Genomic DNA, 20318 nt, shown 5'->3' with positions numbered 1-20318 from the left:
TGTGTTATCAATGAGCGGTATGAAATGCCGCTCTCACTTTCGCTAAAATTTGGTTAAAAACGTGTTTTAAAAGTGGAGTTAACACACTGATTCACCTATGGTTGAGCTATGTAAAACCATAGGTGATCGGTATGAATAAAACCCTCATTGCTCTTTCCATATTCTCAACGTTAGTAGTGGGATGCGGCAAAGATCTCCCACCAGTACCAGAGCCCGATTCGCGGCCCGCTAAACTCACGACAGTTTCCGTAGGTAACAACACCTTTTCTCGCCAATTCCCCGCTACAACAGCAGCTGGAGATCGCGCAGTGCTTGCTTTTCGTGTTCCCGGACAACTGCAATCTATTGATGTTCTTGTGGGACAAGAAGTGAAAAAAGGCGATGTGCTCGCCGCTCTAAATCCCGATGAATATACTTTGCTAGAACAACAAGCGAATGCCAATTTTCAATTAGCTGATGTGCAATTCCAGCGCTATAAGAAGCTGCGTCAAGATAAAGTGGTTTCTGAGCAGGACTTCGATGAAGCTCAAGCCAATCATAACTCCGCAAAAGCAACGTTGGAGCAAGCCAAAGCTAATTTACGTTACACCCAACTGGTGGCTCCATATGAGGGTACGATTTCTCTCATCCCAGCAGAAAAGTTTGAATACGTTGCGGCCAAGCAAGGTGTCATGAACATTCAAACCAACCAACTGCTTAAAGTACAATTTTTACTCCCAGACCATTTGCTCAACCGCTTTACCCGCGATGGGGTAGAAGCTCAAATGGTGTTTGATTCGTTTCCAGATCACCAATATCCGTTGCAATTTCAAGAGATTGATACGGAAGCAGACCCCAAAACCAGCTCTTATAAAGTCACTATGGTGATGGAGAGACCCAGTGATGTCGGGATTCTGCCGGGCATGGCGGGGAGCGTTCATGTGAAAGCCCCGAGCGGGAGTGCTACGGTTATCCCTACGACGGCATTATTTGAAGAGCAAGGTGAAAAATTTGTTTGGCGAGTTGATGAGACCGGTTTGGTCAAAAAAGTGGCGGTAGCGTTAAATGATAAACGACAAGTGCTGGTTGGATTGAACGATGGAGATCGCATCATTATCTCCGGTGTTAGCGGTGTGACCGAAGGCATCAAGGTGCGTGAATGGATCAAGGAGCGAGGGCTGTAATATGAAAATAATGACTCACGTTTCTTGGATGGCAGCGGTTCTACTGATGAGCGGTTGTAGTGAACCGGTGAAAGTTGAGCGTGATACGGTTCCTCGCGTCAAAGTGGTTGCCCCCGGTGGTAAAGCCAGTGATCGGCTCTATTTTCCAGCCGTAGCCAATGCCGCGGAACGTTCACATTTGAGCTTTCGAGTGGCTGGAGAAATCAGCAAATTCAACGTTAAAGAGGGGGCTCGAGTTAAAAAGGGCGATATTCTGGCTGAGATAGAACCGACCGATTACCGCTTGGCAGTGGACAATGCACAAGCGCGCTTTTCCGTGGTAGATAGCCAGTATCGACGCTCACAACCGCTAGTGGAAAAAGGCTTATTGGCTAAGTCTCAGTTCGATGAAATAGCGGCGCAGCGCCAGATCGCCCGTGCCGAATTGGAATTAGCGAAACTGCGTCTCTCCTTTACCCAGCTGCGTGCACCGATGGATGGCATAATCTCGCGCGTTAGCGCTGAACAGTTTGAAAGTGTTCAAGTCGGCCAGCAAATCGTCAACATTCACAATATCGACAGTGTTGAAGTGTTGATCCAATTACCAGATCGCCTGTATGCCACTCAACCAAACTCGCATGAACTTGCCCAGATTGAGACCATAGTTCGAGTGCCGAGCGGAAAAGAGTATCCTGCCCAAGTGAAAGAGTTCACCACAGAGCCAGATCCCGCAACGGGAACTTTTACCGTGACGCTTTCGCTGCCGATGCCAGAGCAAGAATTGATTTTGGATGGTATGGCGGTAGAAGTGAGTGCCAAAGGACAAGATATCGGGCTGAATCCACTTAACACCATCAGCGTTCCGATTGAAGCGATTTTTAATGCCGATGGCGATGACTTAAAAAGATCGGCTCAGTACATCTGGGTTTTGAACCGTGATAATACGGTCAGTAAACGTCAGGTTCGGTTAACGAAAGCGTCACGCAGCCATGTTCAAGTGAGTGAAGGAGTTAACGCGGGAGATCGTTTAGTGATCGCTGGTGTTTCAAGATTGAGAGATGGAATGAAAGTACAAGTCCTTGAGGAGCGTGGCCATGAGTGAACAGAAACAGACACCTCAAGAGAACAGTGAAAACCAAGGTGTCGCCGCTTATTTCATCAATAACCGTGTTATTAGTTGGATGGTTTCATTGATCTTCTTGATTGGTGGTACGGCTGCATTTTTTAATTTAGGACGTTTGGAAGATCCTGCCTTTACCATCAAAGATGCCATGGTGGTGACCGCCTATCCAGGCGCAACACCGCAGCAAGTTGAAGAGGAAGTGACTTATCCATTAGAGAAAGCCATTCAACAACTTACTTATGTGGATGAAGTTAACTCAATTTCGAGCCGGGGTTTATCGCAGATCACGGTGACGATGAAAAATAAATACGGCCCAGATGATTTGCCTCAGATATGGGATGAACTCCGGCGCAAAGTGAATGATTTGAAAGGTGCTTTACCTCCTGGCGTTAATTCGCCGCTAGTCATTGATGATTTTGGCGATGTGTATGGCATTTTGCTGGCCGTGACAGGCGAAGGGTACAGCTACAAAGAGTTGCTTGATTATGTGGATTACCTGCGTCGTGAACTAGAGCTCATTGATGGTGTGAGTAAAGTTTCGGTGAGCGGTCAGCAGCAAGAAGAAGTGTTCATTGAAATCTCTATGAAACGCATCAGCACTTTGGGTATTTCGCCACAAACGGTGTTTAATCTGCTCTCTACGCAAAACATAGTGTCGGATGCGGGAGCGATTCGAATTGGCTCGGAATACATTCGCATTCATCCAACGGGTGAGTTTGTGGATGTAAACCAATTAGGGGACCTGATCCTAAGTGAAGGTGGTGCACAGGGGCTTATTTATCTACGCGATGTAGCGGAAGTAAAACGCGGCTACGTTGAAGTACCAAGTAACGTGATCACCTATAACGGCAAACTTGCGCTCAACGTTGGAGTCTCTTTTGCACAAGGGGTGAACGTAGTGGAAGTGGGGCAGCGCTTCGACCGTCGTTTAGCGGAGCTAAAATATCAACAACCTATCGGGATTGATATTTCGGAAGTGTATAGCCAGCCGAAAGAAGTGGATAAATCGGTCAGTGGCTTTGTGGTCAGTTTAGGTCAAGCCGTAGCGATTGTGATCATCGTGCTTCTATTCTTCATGGGATTACGTTCAGGGCTGTTGATTGGTCTAATCCTGCTTCTGACAGTGCTCGGCACATTCATTTTCATGCAGTATTTTAAAATCGATCTCCAACGTATTTCGCTTGGTGCTTTGGTTATCGCCCTCGGTATGCTAGTGGATAATGCGATAGTGGTGGTGGAAGGCATTTTGATTGGCACTCAGAAAGGGCGAACGCGCTTGCAAGCGGCAACAGATATTGTCACCCAAACCAAGTGGCCACTGCTTGGAGCCACGGTAATTGCTGTGACCGCATTTGCACCGATTGGCCTTTCCGAAGACTCAACGGGTGAGTATTGCGGCACACTATTTACTGTACTGCTGATTTCACTGATGTTGAGTTGGTTTACCGCCATTTCACTGACTCCTTTCTTTGCGGATCTATTCTTCCGTGGACAAAAAACGCCTACAAATGGTGATGAAAGTGATCTCTACAACGGTTTTATCTTTGTGGTGTACCGAAAATTTCTTGAGTTCTGTATGACGCGAGCTTGGTTAACCATGGGCGTATTGGTTCTTGGGTTGGCGGCGAGTGTGTATGGGTTTACCAAAGTGAAACAGGCATTCTTCCCCTCTTCGACCACCCCTATGTTCATGGTGGATGTTTGGATGCCTGAGGGGACGGATATTCGAGCCACCGATGCGACCTTGTTAGAGCTGGAGCAATGGCTGTCGACTCAAGAGGGGGTTGATGCCATCACAACAACAGCTGGCAAAGGTTTACAGCGCTTTATGCTGACCTATTCCCCAGAAAAAAGTTATGCTTCCTATGGTGAGATAACTACCCGAGTGACTGACTATCAGCAACTTAATGCTCTTATGAGCCGTTTTCGAGAGCACTTGGATACCCGTTACCCTGAGATTAACTACAAGCTGAAACAGATCGAATTAGGTCCAGGTGGCGGTGCAAAAATTGAAGCGCGCATTGTCGGCTCAGATCCGACGGTGCTACGCAGCATCGCGGCGCAAGTGATGGACGTAATGTACGCCGATTCAGGTGCTTACAATATTCGTCATGATTGGCGTGAACGCACCAAAGTATTGGAGCCACAATTTAATGAAAGCCAAGCACGCCGTTATGGGATCACTAAAGCGGATGTGGATGAGTTTTTGGCAATGTCGTTTTCGGGTAAAACCATCGGTGTTTATCGCGATGGAACAACCTTGATGCCGATTGTGGCACGCTTGCCTGAAGAGGAACGAGTGGACATTCGTAACATCGAAGGGATGAAGATTTGGAGCCCAGCGCTGAGCGAATACATTCCACTACAACAGGTCACTCTTGGCTACGAAATGCGTTGGGAAGACCCGCTGATTGTGCGTAAAAATCGTAAACGTATGCTGACGGTGATGGCAGACCCCGATTTGTTAGGTGAAGAAACGGCGGCAACGCTGCAAAAACGTTTGCAACCGCAGATCGAAGCGATTCCATTACCATCGGGCTATTTCTTAGAGTGGGGTGGAGAGTATGAATCCTCTGGTGATGCTAAGGCTTCCTTGTTCAAAACCATGCCATTGGGTTATTTGTTCATGTTCCTAATCACCGTATTCTTGTTTAATTCGGTGAAAGAACCACTGATTGTCTGGCTTACCGTACCTTTGGCATTGATTGGTGTCACGACTGGTTTATTGGCGCTGAATACACCGTTTGGCTTTATGGCACTGTTGGGATTTCTCAGTCTCTCGGGTATGTTGCTCAAGAACGGCATTGTGTTACTGGATCAAATCGAGATTGAAATGCACTCAGGGAAAGATCCGTATCTGGCCATTGTCGATGCATCTTTGAGTCGGGTTCGTCCCGTCTGTATGGCGGCGGTGACGACCATACTCGGCATGATCCCGCTGCTGCCGGATATTTTCTTCCGGCCAATGGCGGTCACCATCATGTTTGGTTTGGGATTTGCCACTGTTCTGACTCTAATTGTTGTACCAGTGCTATATCGCTTATTCCATCATGTAAAAGTACCGCAATAGCCGTATTTCAGTTGGAGGCCAATCATTCATCGTAAAACTCGTGGCTCTGTAGAGCCACGTTGCCCGTTTAACAGAGAAGGATAGATGTGATGAAGGTTGAACAGCGTGTTTGTGCTTGGGCAATGAACCACCCCTTAGAGCGTGAGTATCACGACCAAGAGTGGGGCAAAGCTGTCCATGACGACACAAAATTATTCGAATTTCTTACCTTGGAAGGGGCGCAAGCGGGACTGAGTTGGATCACGATATTGAAAAAGCGTGAAGGGTATCGGCAAGCATTTTTAGGCTATGACCTACAGAAACTCGCACTATGTGATGAAAGCCATGTAGAGCCGATTATTGCCCATTTCGATGTTGTGAAACATCGAGGCAAAATCGTCTCAGTATTTTCCAATGCACGTGCAGCGATAGCGTTGCAACAGGAATTCGGATCTCTAGATGCTGCGTTGTGGCAGTTTGTAGGTGGTCAACCCAAAATCAATCATTGGGTGAGCATGAGTGATGTGCCAGCTTCAACGGAGGAATCGAAAGCCATGAGCAAATTCTTGAAAAAACGGGGATTTAAGTTTGTGGGCGAAACGATTTGCTATGCTTTTATGCAGGCCTGCGGCTTAGTGAATGACCATCTTGTTGAGTGCCCAAACCACCCAACTGACACCAACCACTGATTGAGAAAGAGATGATTTGGAAAACTCGGAGAACGAAAAACCAATAGGGGTACAATGCCCCTATTTTGATCACGAACTAAACATCACTATGAATGAAGGGTTTGGTTGTAGCGCATAAATCCGGCTTCCAGATCAGCAATCAAATCGTCCACATCTTCTAGCCCGATGTGAACTCGGATCAGAGTGCCTGAAAAATTGGGGTTAGCTGCAGAGCGTAGTGATGTGAAGGCTTTTGGCTCATGTGCCAGAATTAAACTTTCAAATCCGCCCCAAGAAAATCCCATGCTGAAATGTTGCATACCATCGAGCAAGGCGGTGGTCGCTGCTGGGTGTGTGGTTTTTAACACAAAAGAAAACAGGCCATTACCACCAGTGAAATCACGTTGGAAATATTCGTATCCCGGGCAAGTCTCTAGCGCAGGGTGGCGTACATGATCCACTTCTGGACGATTTTGTAACCATTCAGCAATCCGTAAGCTGTTTTGTTCATGCTGACGCAAGCGCACATCAAGGGTGCGTAGGCCGCGCATCGCCATGTACACATCATCGGGTGATGCATATTGCCCCATTAAATAACTGTGTTCACGCAGTTGTTCCCAACATTTTTCATTGGCGACAGCGGTGCCAAGCATGACATCTGAGTGCCCGACAATGTACTTGGTCGCCGCTTGAATCGAAACATCGACCCCGTGTTCAAAGGGAGAAAACAGTACGCCTGCAGCCCAAGTATTGTCTAGCATCACGATAATATCGTGCTCGTGGGCAATTCGGGATAGGGTTGGAATATCCTGTACTTCCATGGTGAGTGAGCCAGGAGATTCGGTAAACAGAACTTTGGTATTGGGTTGGATCAGGTTGCGGATGCCTTCACCAATCATTGGATCGTAATAAGCAATTGATACTCCGAGTTTTTTCAGTACTTTTTCGCAAAAGTCGCGGGTTGGCTCGTAACAAGTATCCACCATTAAAATATGATCGCCTTGAGCAACAAAGGAGAGAATCGCATTAGTGATCGCCGCGGCACCACAAGGGTAAAGCACACAACCTGCACCACCTTCGATCTCAACCATGGCATCTTGAAAAGCAAAATGAGTCGTGGTGCCGCGACGTCCGTAAAACAGAGTCTTGTTGGCGCGATTAATTGCGGCTTGGTTTTTTTGCGCCACGCTTTCAAATACCACGGTGGAAGCCCGTTGTACGGGAGGGTTGACTACGCCGAGAGTCCATTTCTTGCTGCGTCCCGCAGTAACGAGGCGGGTTTTTTTACCTTCTGACATCTGCTGTCCTTGTCTGACTTTACAAAGGATTATTTAAAACATGGAGCCCTGCAGAATTGCAACCCTGCAGGGTAGAAAATTACAGAAGTGGGTTAAATAAATAGAAAACCCGCTCGAGGAATCGGTTGTACCATGGGCGTTGTTCCCATGTTGAGTATAGGATGGCGTGTGATTGAGTAATGTATTGCTGCTGTAGCCAATGCATCTGTTGGGTGAACTCGAAATCATCCACAGCCAGCGTCAGCTCGAAATTGAGCCACAAACTACGCATATCCAAATTCACAGTGCCAACGAGACAAAACTGTTGATCGATCACAACAGATTTAGTGTGTAGTAACCCCCCGTCAAATTCATGAATGTTGACGCCGGCTTCGAGCAGTTCACCATAAAAGGCTCGCGAAGCCCACTGTACCATAAGGGAGTCGTTCTTTTTCGGGATGACAATATCAACGTTGATCCCACGTTGCGCAGTCATTTTTAACGTTGCGAGTAAATCGGCGCTTGGCACGAAATAAGGCGTTGTAATACAGACAGAGTGGTTAGCTTGGTTGATCGCTAAAGTCAGCACCTGTGATATTAAATTTTCTGGCATCCCAGGACCTGATGGGACAACTTGGATCGGATGCTGAGGCTGGTTCTCATCAAATGGACATTCTGGTGTTTTGGGTAACATGCGCGAGCCAGTTTCGAACTCCCAATCCCAGCAATGAATGGCCGAGAGTACGTTCACGGTTGGGCCTGTTACGCGCACCATGATATCAATCCAATGCCCAACCCCAGCATTTTGTTTGAAATAAGCTGGGTCAACCATATTCATGGAGCCGGTGTAAGCAATTTCATCATCTATGACGATGATTTTACGGTGTTGGCGTAAATCAAGACGGCGCAAGAAGATCCGCCAAGGGCTGACTTCTAAGGCCTGTACCACTTCGATACCTGCATCGCGCATCATTTGCACCCAAGGGCTACGGAAGAAACGTGGGCTGCCAGCTGAATCGAGTAACAGTTTAACGTTCACGCCGCGTTTAGAGGCTTGAATCAATGCAGAAGCTACTGCATCAGCTAAACCACCAGGATGCCAAATATAAAACACCATACGAATTTGGAACTCAGCACGCTCTATATCTTCAATGACCGCATGCAGAATTTCGTTGGGGGAGTTAAGAAGCGATAGAGTGTTACCGCTAAGTGCAGGGATCCCCATTCGGTTGTTACACAGTTCATCAATACGCGAGATATGTGCCCCCATGCCTTCTTGTACATGAGCTTGGCAGTCATTGAGAGAGCGGAACCAGTGACCAAAAGGAGTAAACATCTCTTTGGCGCGTTCAGCTCTCTTTCGGCCTAGATTCAGTTCACCAAAGAGGAAATAGCAGAGGACGCCCAAAAACGGAATGATGTAAATCACCATTAGCCAAGCCAGTGAAACACTCACTGCACGTCTTTTAAGAACGACCCGAATGGTAACACCTGCCACTAATAACCAATAGATGCCGATACTCAGTAGTGTCAGGAAATGATAAACCTTGTCCATGCTTATCCAATAAGAAGCTGATATTCAGAGGGGATAGTAAATCCAAAGCATAAGAGAAGAAAGCTAAGCGACCAAATTAATCGAATAGTTAGGCAGGATAGATGTGTTATGAATGTGTAAATAAAAGTGTAAGGCGTTATGGTTTGCTTGAAAAGTAAACAAAATCACCATAAAACTTAACGGTGAGTGGCAAATTAGACTGTTTGGGCTTCCAATTTTATTCTTGAACTGATTTACTTGCCATACTTATAAAGCTAGTGATGATTTCTCAATGTGTAATTTTATATTTACACTTGAGTGTGACAACTAGGCAAACACAATAGACTGGGAACAAATATGGCAAGTAGTTCTAGAGGTCAGTTCACCTCTCGATTTGGTTTTATTATGGCGGCAGCAGGCTCTGCGGTCGGGCTTGGAAATGTTTGGGGATTCCCAACGCAAGCCGCGAGTAATGGCGGTGCGGTTTTCCTTCTGGTTTATCTCTGTATGGTTTTTCTACTGGCCTATCCCATGCTGGTAGCAGAATTAACCATTGGTCGTTATGGTCAATCTAATCCCATTCGCGCATTCCGCTCTGTTTGGCCAAAGGGGAAATGGGGCGCGATTTTGCTGGGTGTAGTGGGCATGATTGTGGTATCGCTCATCCTCAGTTTTTATGCGATTGTCGCTGGCTGGTTAGTTGGTTCACTGTTTGGTAGTGGCTTGACTCTATTTGGGGCAGACGGTGCAAGTCACTGGTTAACCTCGTTTAGCACTGAGCGAAACTTAATTCTGATGGTCGCTTTTATGGTTTTGACTATGTTTGTGGTGCGTAACGGCGTTGCTAATGGTATCGAGAAATGGTCTACACGCTTGATGCCACTGTTGTTTGTTCTTTTTGGTTTACTGACGGTGTACATCTTTACCCAAGAGGGTGCGTTGGATGGCCTCAAGATGTACTTGGTGCCGGATCTCAGTCACTTCACGCCGGATGTGGTTGTGAGTGCAATGGGGCAAGCCTTCTTCTCATTGTCGCTAGGTGTGTGTGTGATGACCACCTATGGTTCGTACTTAAATAAAGAAGCGAACATTCCAAAAACAGCAGCGCAAGTAGCACTGATTGATACCAGTGTAGCTTTCATTGCGGGTTTGATGGTGCTGCCCGCTATGTTTGTAGCTAAACACAATGGTGTAGAGATTTTCTCTGCCTCCGGTGAGTTACTCAACTCGGATACCTTGGTATTTACCGTGTTACCAGCGATGTTTGACACTATGGGGGCTATTGGGGCGGTAATTGGTGTAGTCTTCTTTTTACTGATGATCATTGCTGCGCTGACTTCTTCAATCTCTATGCTAGAAGTGCCAGTGGCTTGCGCAGTTGAAGAGTTGCAGCATAAGCGTTCGACTGCGGTAGTATGGATTGGCGGTTTAGTCACATTGATCTCCGGCGTGATTGTGTTGAATTTTTCTAGCCTATTCGGGCTAGTGATAGAATTTACAACGGTTTATTCACAGCCGATCATTGCACTCTTCATTACTCTAATCGCAGGTTGGATTTGGAATCGTAATCAGATCCTCTCTGAGCTGAAACAAGGTTGCCCTGAGGTGGAGAACAGCTTGTTTTGGAAGATTTGGCCTTGGTATGTACGCCTAGTTTGTCCGGTCTTGATGCTGATGGTGTTTTTTGCTTAACGGCAGCGTTATCTACAGAAGTTATTAATCAATATTGCTGAAAAGCCGAAACATAATTGATGTGTATCGGCTTTTTTACTTCAGCCCGATCAGCATTACTTTTTTAGAAGCCTGCTTGGGGGTATGAAAAGAAATCTTAAACCCATACGCCAATTGCAAGCTCAGTAGTAAAACCTGGGCCAAAAGCGGAAATTACACCTCTATCACCTTGTTTCCGTTCAGCAAAATGCCTAGAAAGAACATCAAGTACCGCTACACTTGAAGTATTGCCTGTCAAACGTAAGCACTCTCTCGAGTGATACAGATGTGAGGGAGGAAGTTGAAGGCAGCGTTGCACTTCATCTAAAATTCGTCTACCTCCTGTGTGAGAAATATAAAAGTCGATTTGATCTAGCCCTCCCAATTCCTGAACGATAAATTTCTCCATCTCAGGTGCGGCCAACTCTACGGAGTACATCACTTCTTTATCGAGAGAGAAATGAAACCCTTGATCGGTAATTCCATATTTAATGTAAGACTCGGTGTCCTTAATCATGAAGCCGTGTTTGGCTAAGATTTTGAAACCACTGAGGTTATCGTCTCCTCGCATAACAACACTCGCGACACCATCACCAAATAACGCATCAGAGATAAAGTCTTGTAATCGATCAGCCTGACGATGAAAGCAGAGTGAAGAGGTTTCAACAGACACTATTAATACATTGTTTTTCTTTGATTGTAGACAGTGTTCATAAGCTCGATTGACAGCAAATGCACCACCCACGCATCCCATCTGGGAAATAGGTAACTGAATCGTGTTGTCTCGTAAGTTAAGTTGGTTAATTAAATAGGCGGTCAAGGAGGGCATCATAAAGCCCGTGCATGAAGTGACGATGACCATCGAGATCTCTTCAGGTTGTAATTCGGCATTACTCAATGCTTTTGTTGCAGCTTTAATGGCTAGCATTTTAGAATGTTTTTCGTAAAGTTCACCTCGTTGGCCAAAGTTATCAAGTTTCATAATTTCATCAAATGGAATTATCGTATGACGTTTTTCAATTGTTGTATTATGGATCATTTCAAATGCCCGATCTTTATGCCGAATATCAGGGTGATGCAGGTTAATAAAATTCACTATATCTTCATTAGTAACTACGTTAATTGGGTAAAGTGATTCTGGAAGACAAAGCGTAGGCATAATAATTCCTCTTAAGTTATGTTGAGCTTACTTATTAAGACCTAAAATTAATAAAAATCCATTCATTATGATTGTGATACTGATTCAAATATTAATAGTATGTCATTTTTGTTTGTTTTTTTTTGATTTGATTGTTATTTGATGTGTTATTAATAAATGGATTATTAATTACTTATAAGGTCATTTTAATGAAAAATAAAAACAATACCTCAATGAATATCCTACAGGTCGCAGTAATCTCGACACTATTCATGGGGTTAAGTACTCAAGTTCATGCACAATCAGCCCATCATTCTAATTATTCAGTTGTCAGCATTCCTGAACGAATAAGTGAATTGGAAAATAAATATAATACAGAATGGCAATCTAATTGGATTGATCGTTACGAAAAAATAATGGGGAAAATGCCTGACCCAAGAGCAATGATCCGAGAGGCGTTAAATAATAAATTTGGTGCTCAGGGAGTGGTTGCAGACTTTAAGGGAAGCTTTGATTCAGAAAATCTCTATTATGTTACCTTCAATGGTGCAGCTTCAGATAGAAATGCATTTACCGGATGGCAACATAGCAAACGAGATGTTATCAGTGCAGTAAAATTAACCGATGCTGCATTAGCAAATGCTTTTCAGAAATTTGAGCCAGATAACTTAAGCTCATACTCTGGTGTATATTATGCTGGCTATGGAGAGTCAAAGTATGGTGTTAGCAACGAAGTGAAAATTTTACCAAGTAATGTTGCCAAATTTGTTTGGGAATATGATTTACAATCGAAATTTACAGAAAGTTCTAAACAGTTCTGGAGTAAAAGCAAACCTGAATACGTTCATATTTATAAGGATTCCTTTGGTTTCTCAGGATTTCAAGCGTTCAAAAAAAATGAAATATCCTATGAGGCTAGCCTGCTTATAGAAGCAATGATTAATGACGATTTTTCATTGGGTCAAAACTATAATTTAGATATTTATAGTTATAAAAGTAATTCAATTCTATGGATTGAGTCAATTGATGGAACTTTTGCATTGTTATATATTCCTGGAGCTAATAAACCTTTTGTTGAGTTTATATATAGAAATGACCAAACTTTAGAAAAACAGCTCCGTAGTTATCTTGTTCAGCAACTAAAAAATCCACTAGAGAGAAAGGCTTTAGCAAAACATTTTAGTCTTTTTGATAGGCAAGATGGGGCCTCTTATACGGGAGTAGATCATGCTCTTAAAGGGCTAGCAGATGGTTCATGGGCATCAAGTTACATTCTATATAATAAGACATTGATCTCTGGAAATGCTTTTAATGCTTTGGCTGATGCAACTCAAGCTCGGTTAGCAAGTGATAGTGATATGCAAATTAAATCGGATAGTGAAGTGACAAGAGATCATGCACTTAGAACAATTTCTGCAATCGTCAATTTCACTCCAGTGCTTGCTATACTTGCTCCCGAAATTGGGCTCCCTCTTGATATCGCCTTAAACACGACTAACTTGGGCTTGTCTATTGATATTGCGGTGACAGGCGATACTCTGCATGAGCGCCAGTCAGGCGTATACAATGTGGCGGGTAGCTCAGTGAATGTCGCTGCAAGTTTTATTATCCCTGAACTTATAAGAGGTTCACGAAAGCTACCTTTCTATACGGCAAAATTAAAAGGTGATTTGGGCGATTTTAGCCATTCATTTTCATTTACTAACCGTAATGGCATTCCTATTGAGTATGAGATCTTAAAAGTAGGCGATGAGCCTATGAAAATAGCCCATCCTAAAACGACTAAACAGGTTCATATTGTTCGACTTGCTAACGAATCTGATGTTGTCGCGATGTCTCAAGTGAGTGAAGGACATTATGTAGAAGTAGACTTTAATACGGGGAATCCGAAAATTAATAAAGAACTTCATGAGGGGATTTTTGAGGGTAAAAAAGCATTTTATAGTTCAGAACCACTCATTTGTTTTTAATAGGGCATTATTATGAAATCTATTATACTTTTAATGTTAAGCTGCTTTTCCGTAAGCACCATCGCGAATGATTATTTTATTGATTTACGCAAGCCGGTTTCAAATTTAAGAGAAGATGTTGAAATTAGAATAAATAAACATAGAGGTTTTGCTAAATGGTCAAAAGCTGCCCTTGATTTTAGTCAAAAATCTTTAACTAAAGAGGAAGAAAATGTTATTAATGCATACACCCGTCATATTTATGATCCAGTTAACACTTATCTGAGAGACCCAAATGAGTTTTTGAATAAATATCCAGAAGGCATTGCAAATGTGAAAAAACTCATAACCGATTTAAATTCTGGGGTGAGAAAATTGCCTGTCTATAAAGGCAAAGCGTTTAGAGCTACTAGCATTAGAACAGATCTTGTGCAAAAGTTAAAAACAGGTGACATAGTTGTTGATCCTGGATTTTTTTCAACATCATTTCTCCCTGAAACTGCGAAAAATTATTTTGAAAGCACTTGGAGTGAAGAAGGTAGAACCAAAGTTCTACTGGAAATTAAAGTTAATCATTCTGCGGCACCCTTAGTTTTAGATCATGCTAATGATTCGGAGATTTTAATCCTGAATAGTACGCCACTAAAAATAGCTCATATGGAAAAGATTGATGGGATAGATTATCTAGCTTTAGAAACAGTGGATAATTTAAAGGGTTTTAAGGGTTCTATCTATAACTTTTATAACGGAGAACCTATGCAGGTTACAGAGATTACAAAACCTCTCGTAGAGCAAGCAGGAGGAGTGCATAATGTTTGTAAAATTATTTAATTTTAAAAATAAGGTTAATTTTTTATCACTACTATTACTTTCTTGTGTGAGTTTTTCATTTAATTCATACGGTGCTTACTTTGAAAAATTAACTGCTCCACCTCGGGCTGATAAAGTCTTAATAAATGAAGCAAAGAAGTTTGCCAAAAGCACCTTGAAAGCCTACAAAGTAAATGCTAATAAGCTTACACCTGAGGAAACTATAGCTGTTCAAGGTTATAGCGATGCTAATGGTACTTATAAACTCTTTAATGAATATTATAGAGATCCGATATTATTTAATAAAAAGCATGGAGATTCTTATGTTGGAACAAAGCGTTTCACTGAAATATTGAAAGGACAAGTTGATACATTTCGGTCAGGTATAGTTAAGTTACCTAGATATAATGGTAAGGTGTATCGAGGGAAAAAATTACAAGATAAGTTATTTTCAGAATTGAATGTTGGAGATCTTGTTTATGAACCTGGTTTTATGTCAACTTCGATCTTGCCTGAAGTGGCAACGGTTTTTTCAGCACGCACGAATGTAACGAGTGGTTTCACAAAAGTATTATTCGAAATAGACCTTACACAAGGTGGATATTCGATGGCTGGGTTTTCTAAACTCCCCAATGAAGCCGAAGTTCTAGTACAGCCCAAGACTTATATGCGAGTGAAAGCGATAGCCAGTCAGGGTGACACAAAACTGATTGCTTTAGAAAACGTCACCTCATTACGTGAAGAACAGTATGCTTACAATCTCTACTCAGCAGAAAGAGAACCAATAGGGGTGGCATTTGAACCATCGGCATTGCATCTCGCTTGTGCTCTATAAATGAAGTCGCTTAATGAGAGTCGTTGTGCAAGTTAGGCGACATTCTCTCTACGTTAAGTATAATGACGCCGCAATATGAGGCGTCATTATGTTCGATATTCTATTTACTCATCCCGATTTTCTGCTTATCAATAAACACCCCAATGTATCAGTCCATAAAGATGATGGCGATACTATGTTGCTGCAAGAAGTAGTGACTCAAACAGGGGATGGTCAACTTTATTTGGTTCACCGGCTCGATAAGATGACCTCTGGGATTCTACTACTTGCAAGAAATGCAGCGGCGGCCAGTGAGCTTTCACAAGGCTTTGCTATGCGCAAGGTTGAAAAATTTTATCTGGCGATTGGCAGTAAAAAGCCGAAGAAAAAACAAGGTTTGATCTGTGGAGATATGGAGCGCTCACGTCGCTCATCATGGAAACTCCTGAATTCGCAGAGTAACCCTGCTGTGACTCAGTTTTTTTCAGCGACAGCCGCACTGGGGGAGCGTTTGTTTTTGTGTAAACCTCATACCGGAAAAACCCACCAAATTCGCGTAGCGTTAAAATCCATTGGTTCCGCTATTGTTGGTGACCCGATCTACAACACGATAGAAGGTGCTGATCGCGGGTATCTGCACGCTTTTGCCTTGCGTTTTACCTATCAAGGTGAGGTTTACCAATGGTTATGTGATCCGCGCCAGTTTCCACATTTAGGTACTAAATGGCACGAAGACGCGGTGAACCAAGGGGTTGAAAATTGGCTATCACCTTGGGATTTACCTTGGCCAGCGCTGAAGGTCGGGGCAAAAGGGTAAGGGGATAATGCCCATGTATCCTCAGCGCTTGAGTAAACTTAGGGTGGGGGCGCTAGAGTGGATGAGTTTCATCCTGCTCTGCGTGTTGCAAAGTTTGAAAGCCGTAATAGATGCGTGTTGCAGTGGTAAACCAACAGGCAGCGCCAAACAGCCAAGCTAAGCTAGAAAAATAGTGAGGTAATAAACACATCAATATGAAGCATGCTATCGTTTCCGTGCCCTCTGTCAGACCACTCATGTAATACAAGGATTTGTGCTGATAGACAGGGTTGGCAATACTGCGTTTACTGGCCATCACAGCGAAGGCAAGAAAACTACTGCCCGTACCAATAAACGCAAAAATTAAGAAAGCACCAGCGATGGCATTGCTCTCAGGATTGGCGAGCACAAAGCCAAACGGCACCAAAGAATAGAGCAGAAAATCGAGGCTGATATCGAGAAACCCCCCTGAATCTGTCAGCCCTTGGCGGCGTGCGAGTGCACCATCGAGTCCGTCACAGATCCGATTGACGACAATGAACGCTAATGCAAGCAGGTATTGCTCCATCGCAAGCGCTGGTAATGCAAAAGCACCAACCAAAAATCCAAACAGGGTGACTTGATTTGCCGTCACTCCCACTTCATCCAATAAGCTCGCAGCTTGTGTGACGGGCCAGCGAATCGCCTTAATGGCGTAGCGATCAAGCATGGTTTACCGCCGTTGGCCATTCAATGACTCGGCTGCCAAGAGGCACGTCATCTTGATCATGTGTTACCATCAATGTTGGAATCCCCGCGCTGGTTAATTGGCTGAAAACCCAGTCACGAAATTGGCTGCGCAATGTTTTATCCAATTTACTGAAGGGTTCATCGAGCAGAACCAGCTTAGGTTCTGCAAGAAGCATGCGCATTAGGCTGATCCGTGCTCGTTGTCCGCCAGAGATTTGTTCAGGGAAAGAGCATGCTAAATCCGTGAGTGCAATTTTATTGAGTGCGGAGAGTGCGGTTTTCTTGCGCTGTTCACCTTTTACTGTATTAGGAAGCGCAAAAGCGAGGTTTTCCCATACATTCAGATGTGGGAAGAGTAAGTCATCTTGAAACAACATGCCGACTTGGCGCTGATGTGCTGGTAGAGAATTGAGCTGTATATCACCCAACCTAATAGATCCTTGAAATGAAAAATCTGTCGCTAGATGGCCCGCAATCACACTCAGTAAAGTTGATTTGCCACAACCACTTGGTCCCATCAGGCTGACAATTTCCCCTTCAGTAATCGTCAGGTTAAAATCTGCCAATAGGCAGCTATCGTCTTGTCTATGGATGGCGAGGTTTTCGAGAGAAAAAATCATGAAATACCACTTTAAATTGAACTGCTCGATGGCGGTGAATTTGCACGCGTCCGAGCAAAAGGGCAAGAGAAAAGAACACAAAAGGCAATACGGCTTGGCAGATTGCATAAATTGCCGTCACTCGACGATCGTAACCGCTAGAGAGAGCGACTGCTTCAGTGGTGATGGTGGTTAGGCGGCCACTACCCAGCATAAGTGTTGGCAGATATTGAGCAAGGCTGACACTGATGCCTACTGCCCACGCATAAAGCAGAGCAGGAAACAGAAGTGGTAGTTTCACTTTCAAGAAGATTTGCCATTCATTTTTGCCTAAACTTAGTGCGATTTTAGAGTAATCAGGATTGTAGCTTTGCCAAGGGCCGCTTAATGCAAGATAAACTAGGGGAAAGGCAAAAAAGGTGTGTGCCCAAACAACCCACAGAGTGTAAGCGTTAGAGGCAATCATGAGTGACAAAACTTGCAAACCCAATAGCAAAGAGAGTTGGGGGAGCAGCATAGGTAACGCAATAAAATAGACTGGAATCGCCCGCTTACTATATAAGCGATACTCTTGAGCTAAGATGGCCATTAGCAGTGCTAACGTGCCAGAGCAAAGGGCTAGCTGTACACTGGTTTCAATGTTCAACAACACATTTGGCCATTCATCTTGCCAAAATTGTCCTGTCCATTGAGTGGGTAGGAAGTCGGGGTAGCGCCAACGTTGTGCGACACTCCAAATAATGGTCAGCGGAATGATCAGTGCCGATGTCAATAATAACGAGCCGAGTAAACTCTTGTGGGGTAGAGGCGGAGAGTAACGACCGGAGGACTGCCATCTGCGGTAGCCACGAGTCACTAACCATTCGATAAACCAAATCGCCAATAGCGCAAAACTAGCAAGCAGCAGCAGAAGTACCGCACCGGAAGCTGCTCTCGGCAATAAACTCAAATCTGGCTCGTTAAACCACTGCCAAACCAACACAGAAAACGTTGGGGGAGTAGTCGGTCCCAGCACTAAACTAAAATCCACAACAGAGATACCGTAAGCGGCAACCGCAAACAGCGTAAAACGGATTTTGCGTAGCCATTGGGGGAAGAGGATTTTCCACCACATCTGTTGTTCTGAGTAACCTAATGAGGCGCTAAGCATTTTCATTTTGGCTAAGTTGAATTGCTGCAAAATAGGTAAGCTGATCAGCAAGATAAAGGGTACTTCCTTGAGCGCTAATGCCACAGTTAGACCGATGGCATAAGGGTCGTGCACAAGCCACGCCATCTCTTGGTGACGATCTTGATACTCAAATATTCCGTACAGCAGCCGAGAAAGCCAACCGCTGGATGAAAACAAAAACGCAAAGCCAATCGCGAATGCAACATGGGGGAGAGCGAGGAGTAGAGACAAACTATTTTCAATACGTTGCCAACGAGAGTGAAACCAAAAGCGCTGCAAAATCGAGAAACTGATCAACAGTGACAAGTAAGTGCTCAACAACGTTGAGCTGATGGAAAGTAGCAAAGCGTATTCCACCCCTTGCCACTGCCAGACCTGATAAAACCCTTGCCATGAGAATTGTGATGAACCAAGTACAGGCAAATAACCTAAGGCGGAGCTTAGTACCCCCGCCAATCCAGGTAGGATTGGCGCGATACAAATTAAAATCAAGCCCCAGTAGGCATATCTAAGCATGACGAATAACCGTTATTTCAAGCTATTGCCGTAGCGTTTTTGCCACTCAGTTTCTAAAGCACTTTGCCAGCTTGGATGAGGCTCAGCGATGGAAGGAAAGAGAATCGTTTTTTTCGCGCTACCCGTCAGATACTGAGCTTTGAGTACAGAAGGGTCGCCCCAAACCGCTAAATCCCCCTTACGCGATTGCGCTTCGGCACTGAGCAGGAAGTTGATGGCCACCAGTGCACCTTCCTTTGCATTGGCGTTCCAAGGAATCGCTAAAAAGTGAATGTTGCTTAATGCCCCATTTTTCATCGCATAAGTTTGTGTGGTCGGAGCCAGCTGCCCCGTAATTTGTGCGGAAAATACAGCATTTGGGTTGAAGGTAATGGCGAGGTCCAGTTGTCTGTCATCCAACAGTTGCATCATTTGTGAAGAGCCAGATGGAAACTGTTTGCCTTTACGCCAAGCAACGGCATGCAACTCATCTAAATATTGCCATAACGGCTGAGTGACTTGCTGGAAAGTTGCAGGGTCGACTGGATGATTTAATTCAGGAGCGTATTGAGTGAGTTCAATCAGTGCTGCTTTTAGAAAACTGGTGCCATGAAATTCTGGAGGCTGTGGGTAGCTAATCCGATTGGGGAAGGCTTTTGCATAGTTGAGCAGTTCAGCGAATGATGTCGGAGGATTATTCAACAGCTGTTTGTCATGAATAAATACTAATTGTCCCACGCCCCATGGTGCTTCCAAACCCTCTGTTGGCTCAGAGAAGTCGCTGTCGACAGGAAGAGTCTTATCGACTATTTGCCAACTTGGCAGTAACTCAACAAATGGACCATATAACAAGCCACTATTTTTCATTGACTTGAAGTTTTCACCGTTGATCCATACGAGATCTACACTACCTTGCTCATTTTTTCCTGCAGCTTTTTCAGCAATTAAGCGAGTGGTGGTCTCTGCAATGTCTGTGACTTTAACGTGTTGCAACGTGACGCCATAGCGAGATTTGAGCAGGTCTGCCGACCAGCGCAAGTAGCTGTTGATCTCTTGGCTTCCACCCCAAGCGTGAAAATAGACAGTTTGTCCACGTGCTTTTTCAGTGATCTCTTCCCATGACTGCGCAGAAACGGCGAATGAAAGGGCGCACGCAGCGAGAAGCGTCAGCAGTTTTTTCATGAATTGTCCTTAATAATTCAATTTTATTGTGTATATAGACCGAAGAATGGTTCCTTGTCTTTCATTATGAAGGAAAAAAATCAAAATGCTTGGTTTGCTTGCGCTAAGTGTGGGAAGAGAAAATAAAAAACG

Annotated in this window: 16 protein-coding genes; 9 read left to right on the top strand and 7 right to left on the bottom strand. The window is 44.2% G+C overall.

Features of this window, described 5'->3' with window-relative positions:
- The first annotated feature begins 131 nt into the window (after positions 1-131).
- The 4 genes from VOA_RS04720 (at position 132) to VOA_RS04735 (ending at position 6003) form a co-directional block, all read left to right on the top strand.
- Positions 132-1163: an efflux RND transporter periplasmic adaptor subunit gene (locus VOA_RS04720; RefSeq protein ID WP_001044335.1), complete on the top strand. Its 1032-nt coding sequence runs from the start codon at positions 132-134 to the stop codon at positions 1161-1163.
- 1 nt (position 1164) lies between these two features.
- Complete coding sequence (locus VOA_RS04725; RefSeq protein WP_032468366.1) at positions 1165-2244, top strand: efflux RND transporter periplasmic adaptor subunit; 1080 nt, start codon at positions 1165-1167, stop codon at positions 2242-2244.
- Positions 2237-5335, top strand: coding sequence for an efflux RND transporter permease subunit VexK (gene vexK / locus VOA_RS04730; protein ID WP_000003256.1), 3099 nt, complete (start codon positions 2237-2239; stop codon positions 5333-5335). Before VOA_RS04725 ends, vexK begins: the two co-directional genes overlap by 8 nt.
- A gap of 86 nt (positions 5336-5421) precedes the next feature.
- A complete protein-coding gene (locus tag VOA_RS04735) occupies positions 5422-6003 on the top strand; it encodes a DNA-3-methyladenine glycosylase I (protein WP_032468365.1) in 582 nt (193 codons plus the stop codon).
- Positions 6004-6089: 86 nt separating this feature from the next.
- On the opposite strand, the gene VOA_RS04740 is transcribed toward VOA_RS04735, so the two are convergent.
- Both VOA_RS04740 and cls read right to left on the bottom strand, forming a co-directional pair.
- Entirely contained in the window at positions 6090-7280 is a 1191-nt protein-coding gene (locus VOA_RS04740) for a cystathionine beta-lyase (protein ID WP_001288993.1), read from the bottom strand.
- 79 nt (positions 7281-7359) lie between these two features.
- The gene (gene cls / locus VOA_RS04745; protein WP_000362101.1) at positions 7360-8814 is read right to left on the bottom strand and encodes a cardiolipin synthase; all 1455 of its coding nucleotides are present in this window, start codon (positions 8812-8814) and stop codon (positions 7360-7362) included.
- A gap of 336 nt (positions 8815-9150) precedes the next feature.
- On the opposite strand from cls, the gene VOA_RS04750 reads away from it, so the two are divergent.
- Positions 9151-10485 carry a sodium-dependent transporter gene (locus VOA_RS04750; protein WP_000168697.1) on the top strand — a complete coding sequence of 445 codons (1335 nt, stop codon included), beginning with the start codon at positions 9151-9153 and terminating at the stop codon, positions 10483-10485.
- Positions 10486-10621: 136 nt separating this feature from the next.
- On the opposite strand, the gene VOA_RS04755 is transcribed toward VOA_RS04750, so the two are convergent.
- The gene (locus tag VOA_RS04755; RefSeq protein ID WP_001142467.1) at positions 10622-11662 is read right to left on the bottom strand and encodes a type III polyketide synthase; all 1041 of its coding nucleotides are present in this window, start codon (positions 11660-11662) and stop codon (positions 10622-10624) included.
- Positions 11663-11850: 188 nt separating this feature from the next.
- Here VOA_RS04755 and VOA_RS04760 point away from each other — a divergent pair, with 188 nt between their 5' ends.
- From VOA_RS04760 to VOA_RS04775, 4 genes are all read left to right on the top strand, one after another.
- On the top strand, positions 11851-13611 hold the full coding sequence (locus tag VOA_RS04760) for a dermonecrotic toxin domain-containing protein (RefSeq protein ID WP_000791977.1): 1761 nt from the start codon (positions 11851-11853) through the stop codon (positions 13609-13611).
- Between the two features lie 12 nt (positions 13612-13623).
- Complete coding sequence (locus VOA_RS04765; protein WP_000835761.1) at positions 13624-14421, top strand: ADP-ribosyltransferase; 798 nt, start codon at positions 13624-13626, stop codon at positions 14419-14421.
- The gene (locus VOA_RS04770; protein ID WP_000497699.1) at positions 14402-15235 is read left to right on the top strand and encodes an ADP-ribosyltransferase domain-containing protein; all 834 of its coding nucleotides are present in this window, start codon (positions 14402-14404) and stop codon (positions 15233-15235) included. Before VOA_RS04765 ends, VOA_RS04770 begins: the two co-directional genes overlap by 20 nt.
- 88 nt (positions 15236-15323) lie before the next feature.
- On the top strand, positions 15324-16031 hold the full coding sequence (locus tag VOA_RS04775; RefSeq protein WP_000459691.1) for a TIGR01621 family pseudouridine synthase: 708 nt from the start codon (positions 15324-15326) through the stop codon (positions 16029-16031).
- A 52-nt stretch (positions 16032-16083) separates the two neighbouring features.
- Here the strand turns inward: VOA_RS04775 and VOA_RS04780 are convergent, their stop codons facing one another.
- Genes VOA_RS04780 through VOA_RS04790 form a run of 4 tightly spaced genes read right to left on the bottom strand, consistent with a single transcriptional unit; the run spans position 16084 to position 20186 of the window.
- Positions 16084-16719, bottom strand: coding sequence for a CDP-alcohol phosphatidyltransferase family protein (locus tag VOA_RS04780; RefSeq protein WP_000887108.1), 636 nt, complete (start codon positions 16717-16719; stop codon positions 16084-16086).
- Entirely contained in the window at positions 16712-17359 is a 648-nt protein-coding gene (locus VOA_RS0118550) for an ATP-binding cassette domain-containing protein (protein WP_000577792.1), read from the bottom strand. Before VOA_RS0118550 ends, VOA_RS04780 begins: the two co-directional genes overlap by 8 nt.
- Positions 17325-19025: an ABC transporter permease gene (locus VOA_RS04785; RefSeq protein WP_000946986.1), complete on the bottom strand. Its 1701-nt coding sequence runs from the start codon at positions 19023-19025 to the stop codon at positions 17325-17327. Before VOA_RS04785 ends, VOA_RS0118550 begins: the two co-directional genes overlap by 35 nt.
- Before the next feature lie 12 nt (positions 19026-19037).
- The gene (locus VOA_RS04790) at positions 19038-20186 is read right to left on the bottom strand and encodes an ABC transporter substrate-binding protein (RefSeq protein WP_000735571.1); all 1149 of its coding nucleotides are present in this window, start codon (positions 20184-20186) and stop codon (positions 19038-19040) included.
- Between the last annotated feature and the right edge of the window lie 132 nt (positions 20187-20318).

Source organism: Vibrio sp. RC586 (assembly GCF_000176715.1).
Lineage (GTDB): Bacteria > Pseudomonadota > Gammaproteobacteria > Enterobacterales > Vibrionaceae > Vibrio.
Note: the sequence above shows the minus strand (reverse complement) of the source record. Positions and strands in the feature narration are given on the sequence as shown.

Bases quoted from the DNA above. Each gene is read 5' to 3' on its own strand.
- VOA_RS04720 (WP_001044335.1), top strand. From the start codon at position 132: ATGAATAAAACCCTCATTGCTCTTTCCATATTCTCAACGTTAGTAGTG.
- VOA_RS04725 (WP_032468366.1), top strand. From the start codon at position 1,165: ATGAAAATAATGACTCACGTTTCTTGGATGGCAGCGGTTCTACTGATG.
- vexK (WP_000003256.1), top strand. From the start codon at position 2,237: ATGAGTGAACAGAAACAGACACCTCAAGAGAACAGTGAAAACCAAGGT.
- VOA_RS04740 (WP_001288993.1), bottom strand. From the start codon at position 7,280: ATGTCAGAAGGTAAAAAAACCCGCCTCGTTACTGCGGGACGCAGCAAG.
- cls (WP_000362101.1), bottom strand. From the start codon at position 8,814: ATGGACAAGGTTTATCATTTCCTGACACTACTGAGTATCGGCATCTAT.
- VOA_RS04750 (WP_000168697.1), top strand. From the start codon at position 9,151: ATGGCAAGTAGTTCTAGAGGTCAGTTCACCTCTCGATTTGGTTTTATT.
- VOA_RS04755 (WP_001142467.1), bottom strand. From the start codon at position 11,662: ATGCCTACGCTTTGTCTTCCAGAATCACTTTACCCAATTAACGTAGTT.
- VOA_RS04760 (WP_000791977.1), top strand. From the start codon at position 11,851: ATGAAAAATAAAAACAATACCTCAATGAATATCCTACAGGTCGCAGTA.
- VOA_RS04765 (WP_000835761.1), top strand. From the start codon at position 13,624: ATGAAATCTATTATACTTTTAATGTTAAGCTGCTTTTCCGTAAGCACC.
- VOA_RS04770 (WP_000497699.1), top strand. From the start codon at position 14,402: ATGTTTGTAAAATTATTTAATTTTAAAAATAAGGTTAATTTTTTATCA.
- VOA_RS04775 (WP_000459691.1), top strand. From the start codon at position 15,324: ATGTTCGATATTCTATTTACTCATCCCGATTTTCTGCTTATCAATAAA.
- VOA_RS04780 (WP_000887108.1), bottom strand. From the start codon at position 16,719: ATGCTTGATCGCTACGCCATTAAGGCGATTCGCTGGCCCGTCACACAA.
- VOA_RS0118550 (WP_000577792.1), bottom strand. From the start codon at position 17,359: ATGATTTTTTCTCTCGAAAACCTCGCCATCCATAGACAAGACGATAGC.
- VOA_RS04785 (WP_000946986.1), bottom strand. From the start codon at position 19,025: ATGCTTAGATATGCCTACTGGGGCTTGATTTTAATTTGTATCGCGCCA.
- VOA_RS04790 (WP_000735571.1), bottom strand. From the start codon at position 20,186: ATGAAAAAACTGCTGACGCTTCTCGCTGCGTGCGCCCTTTCATTCGCC.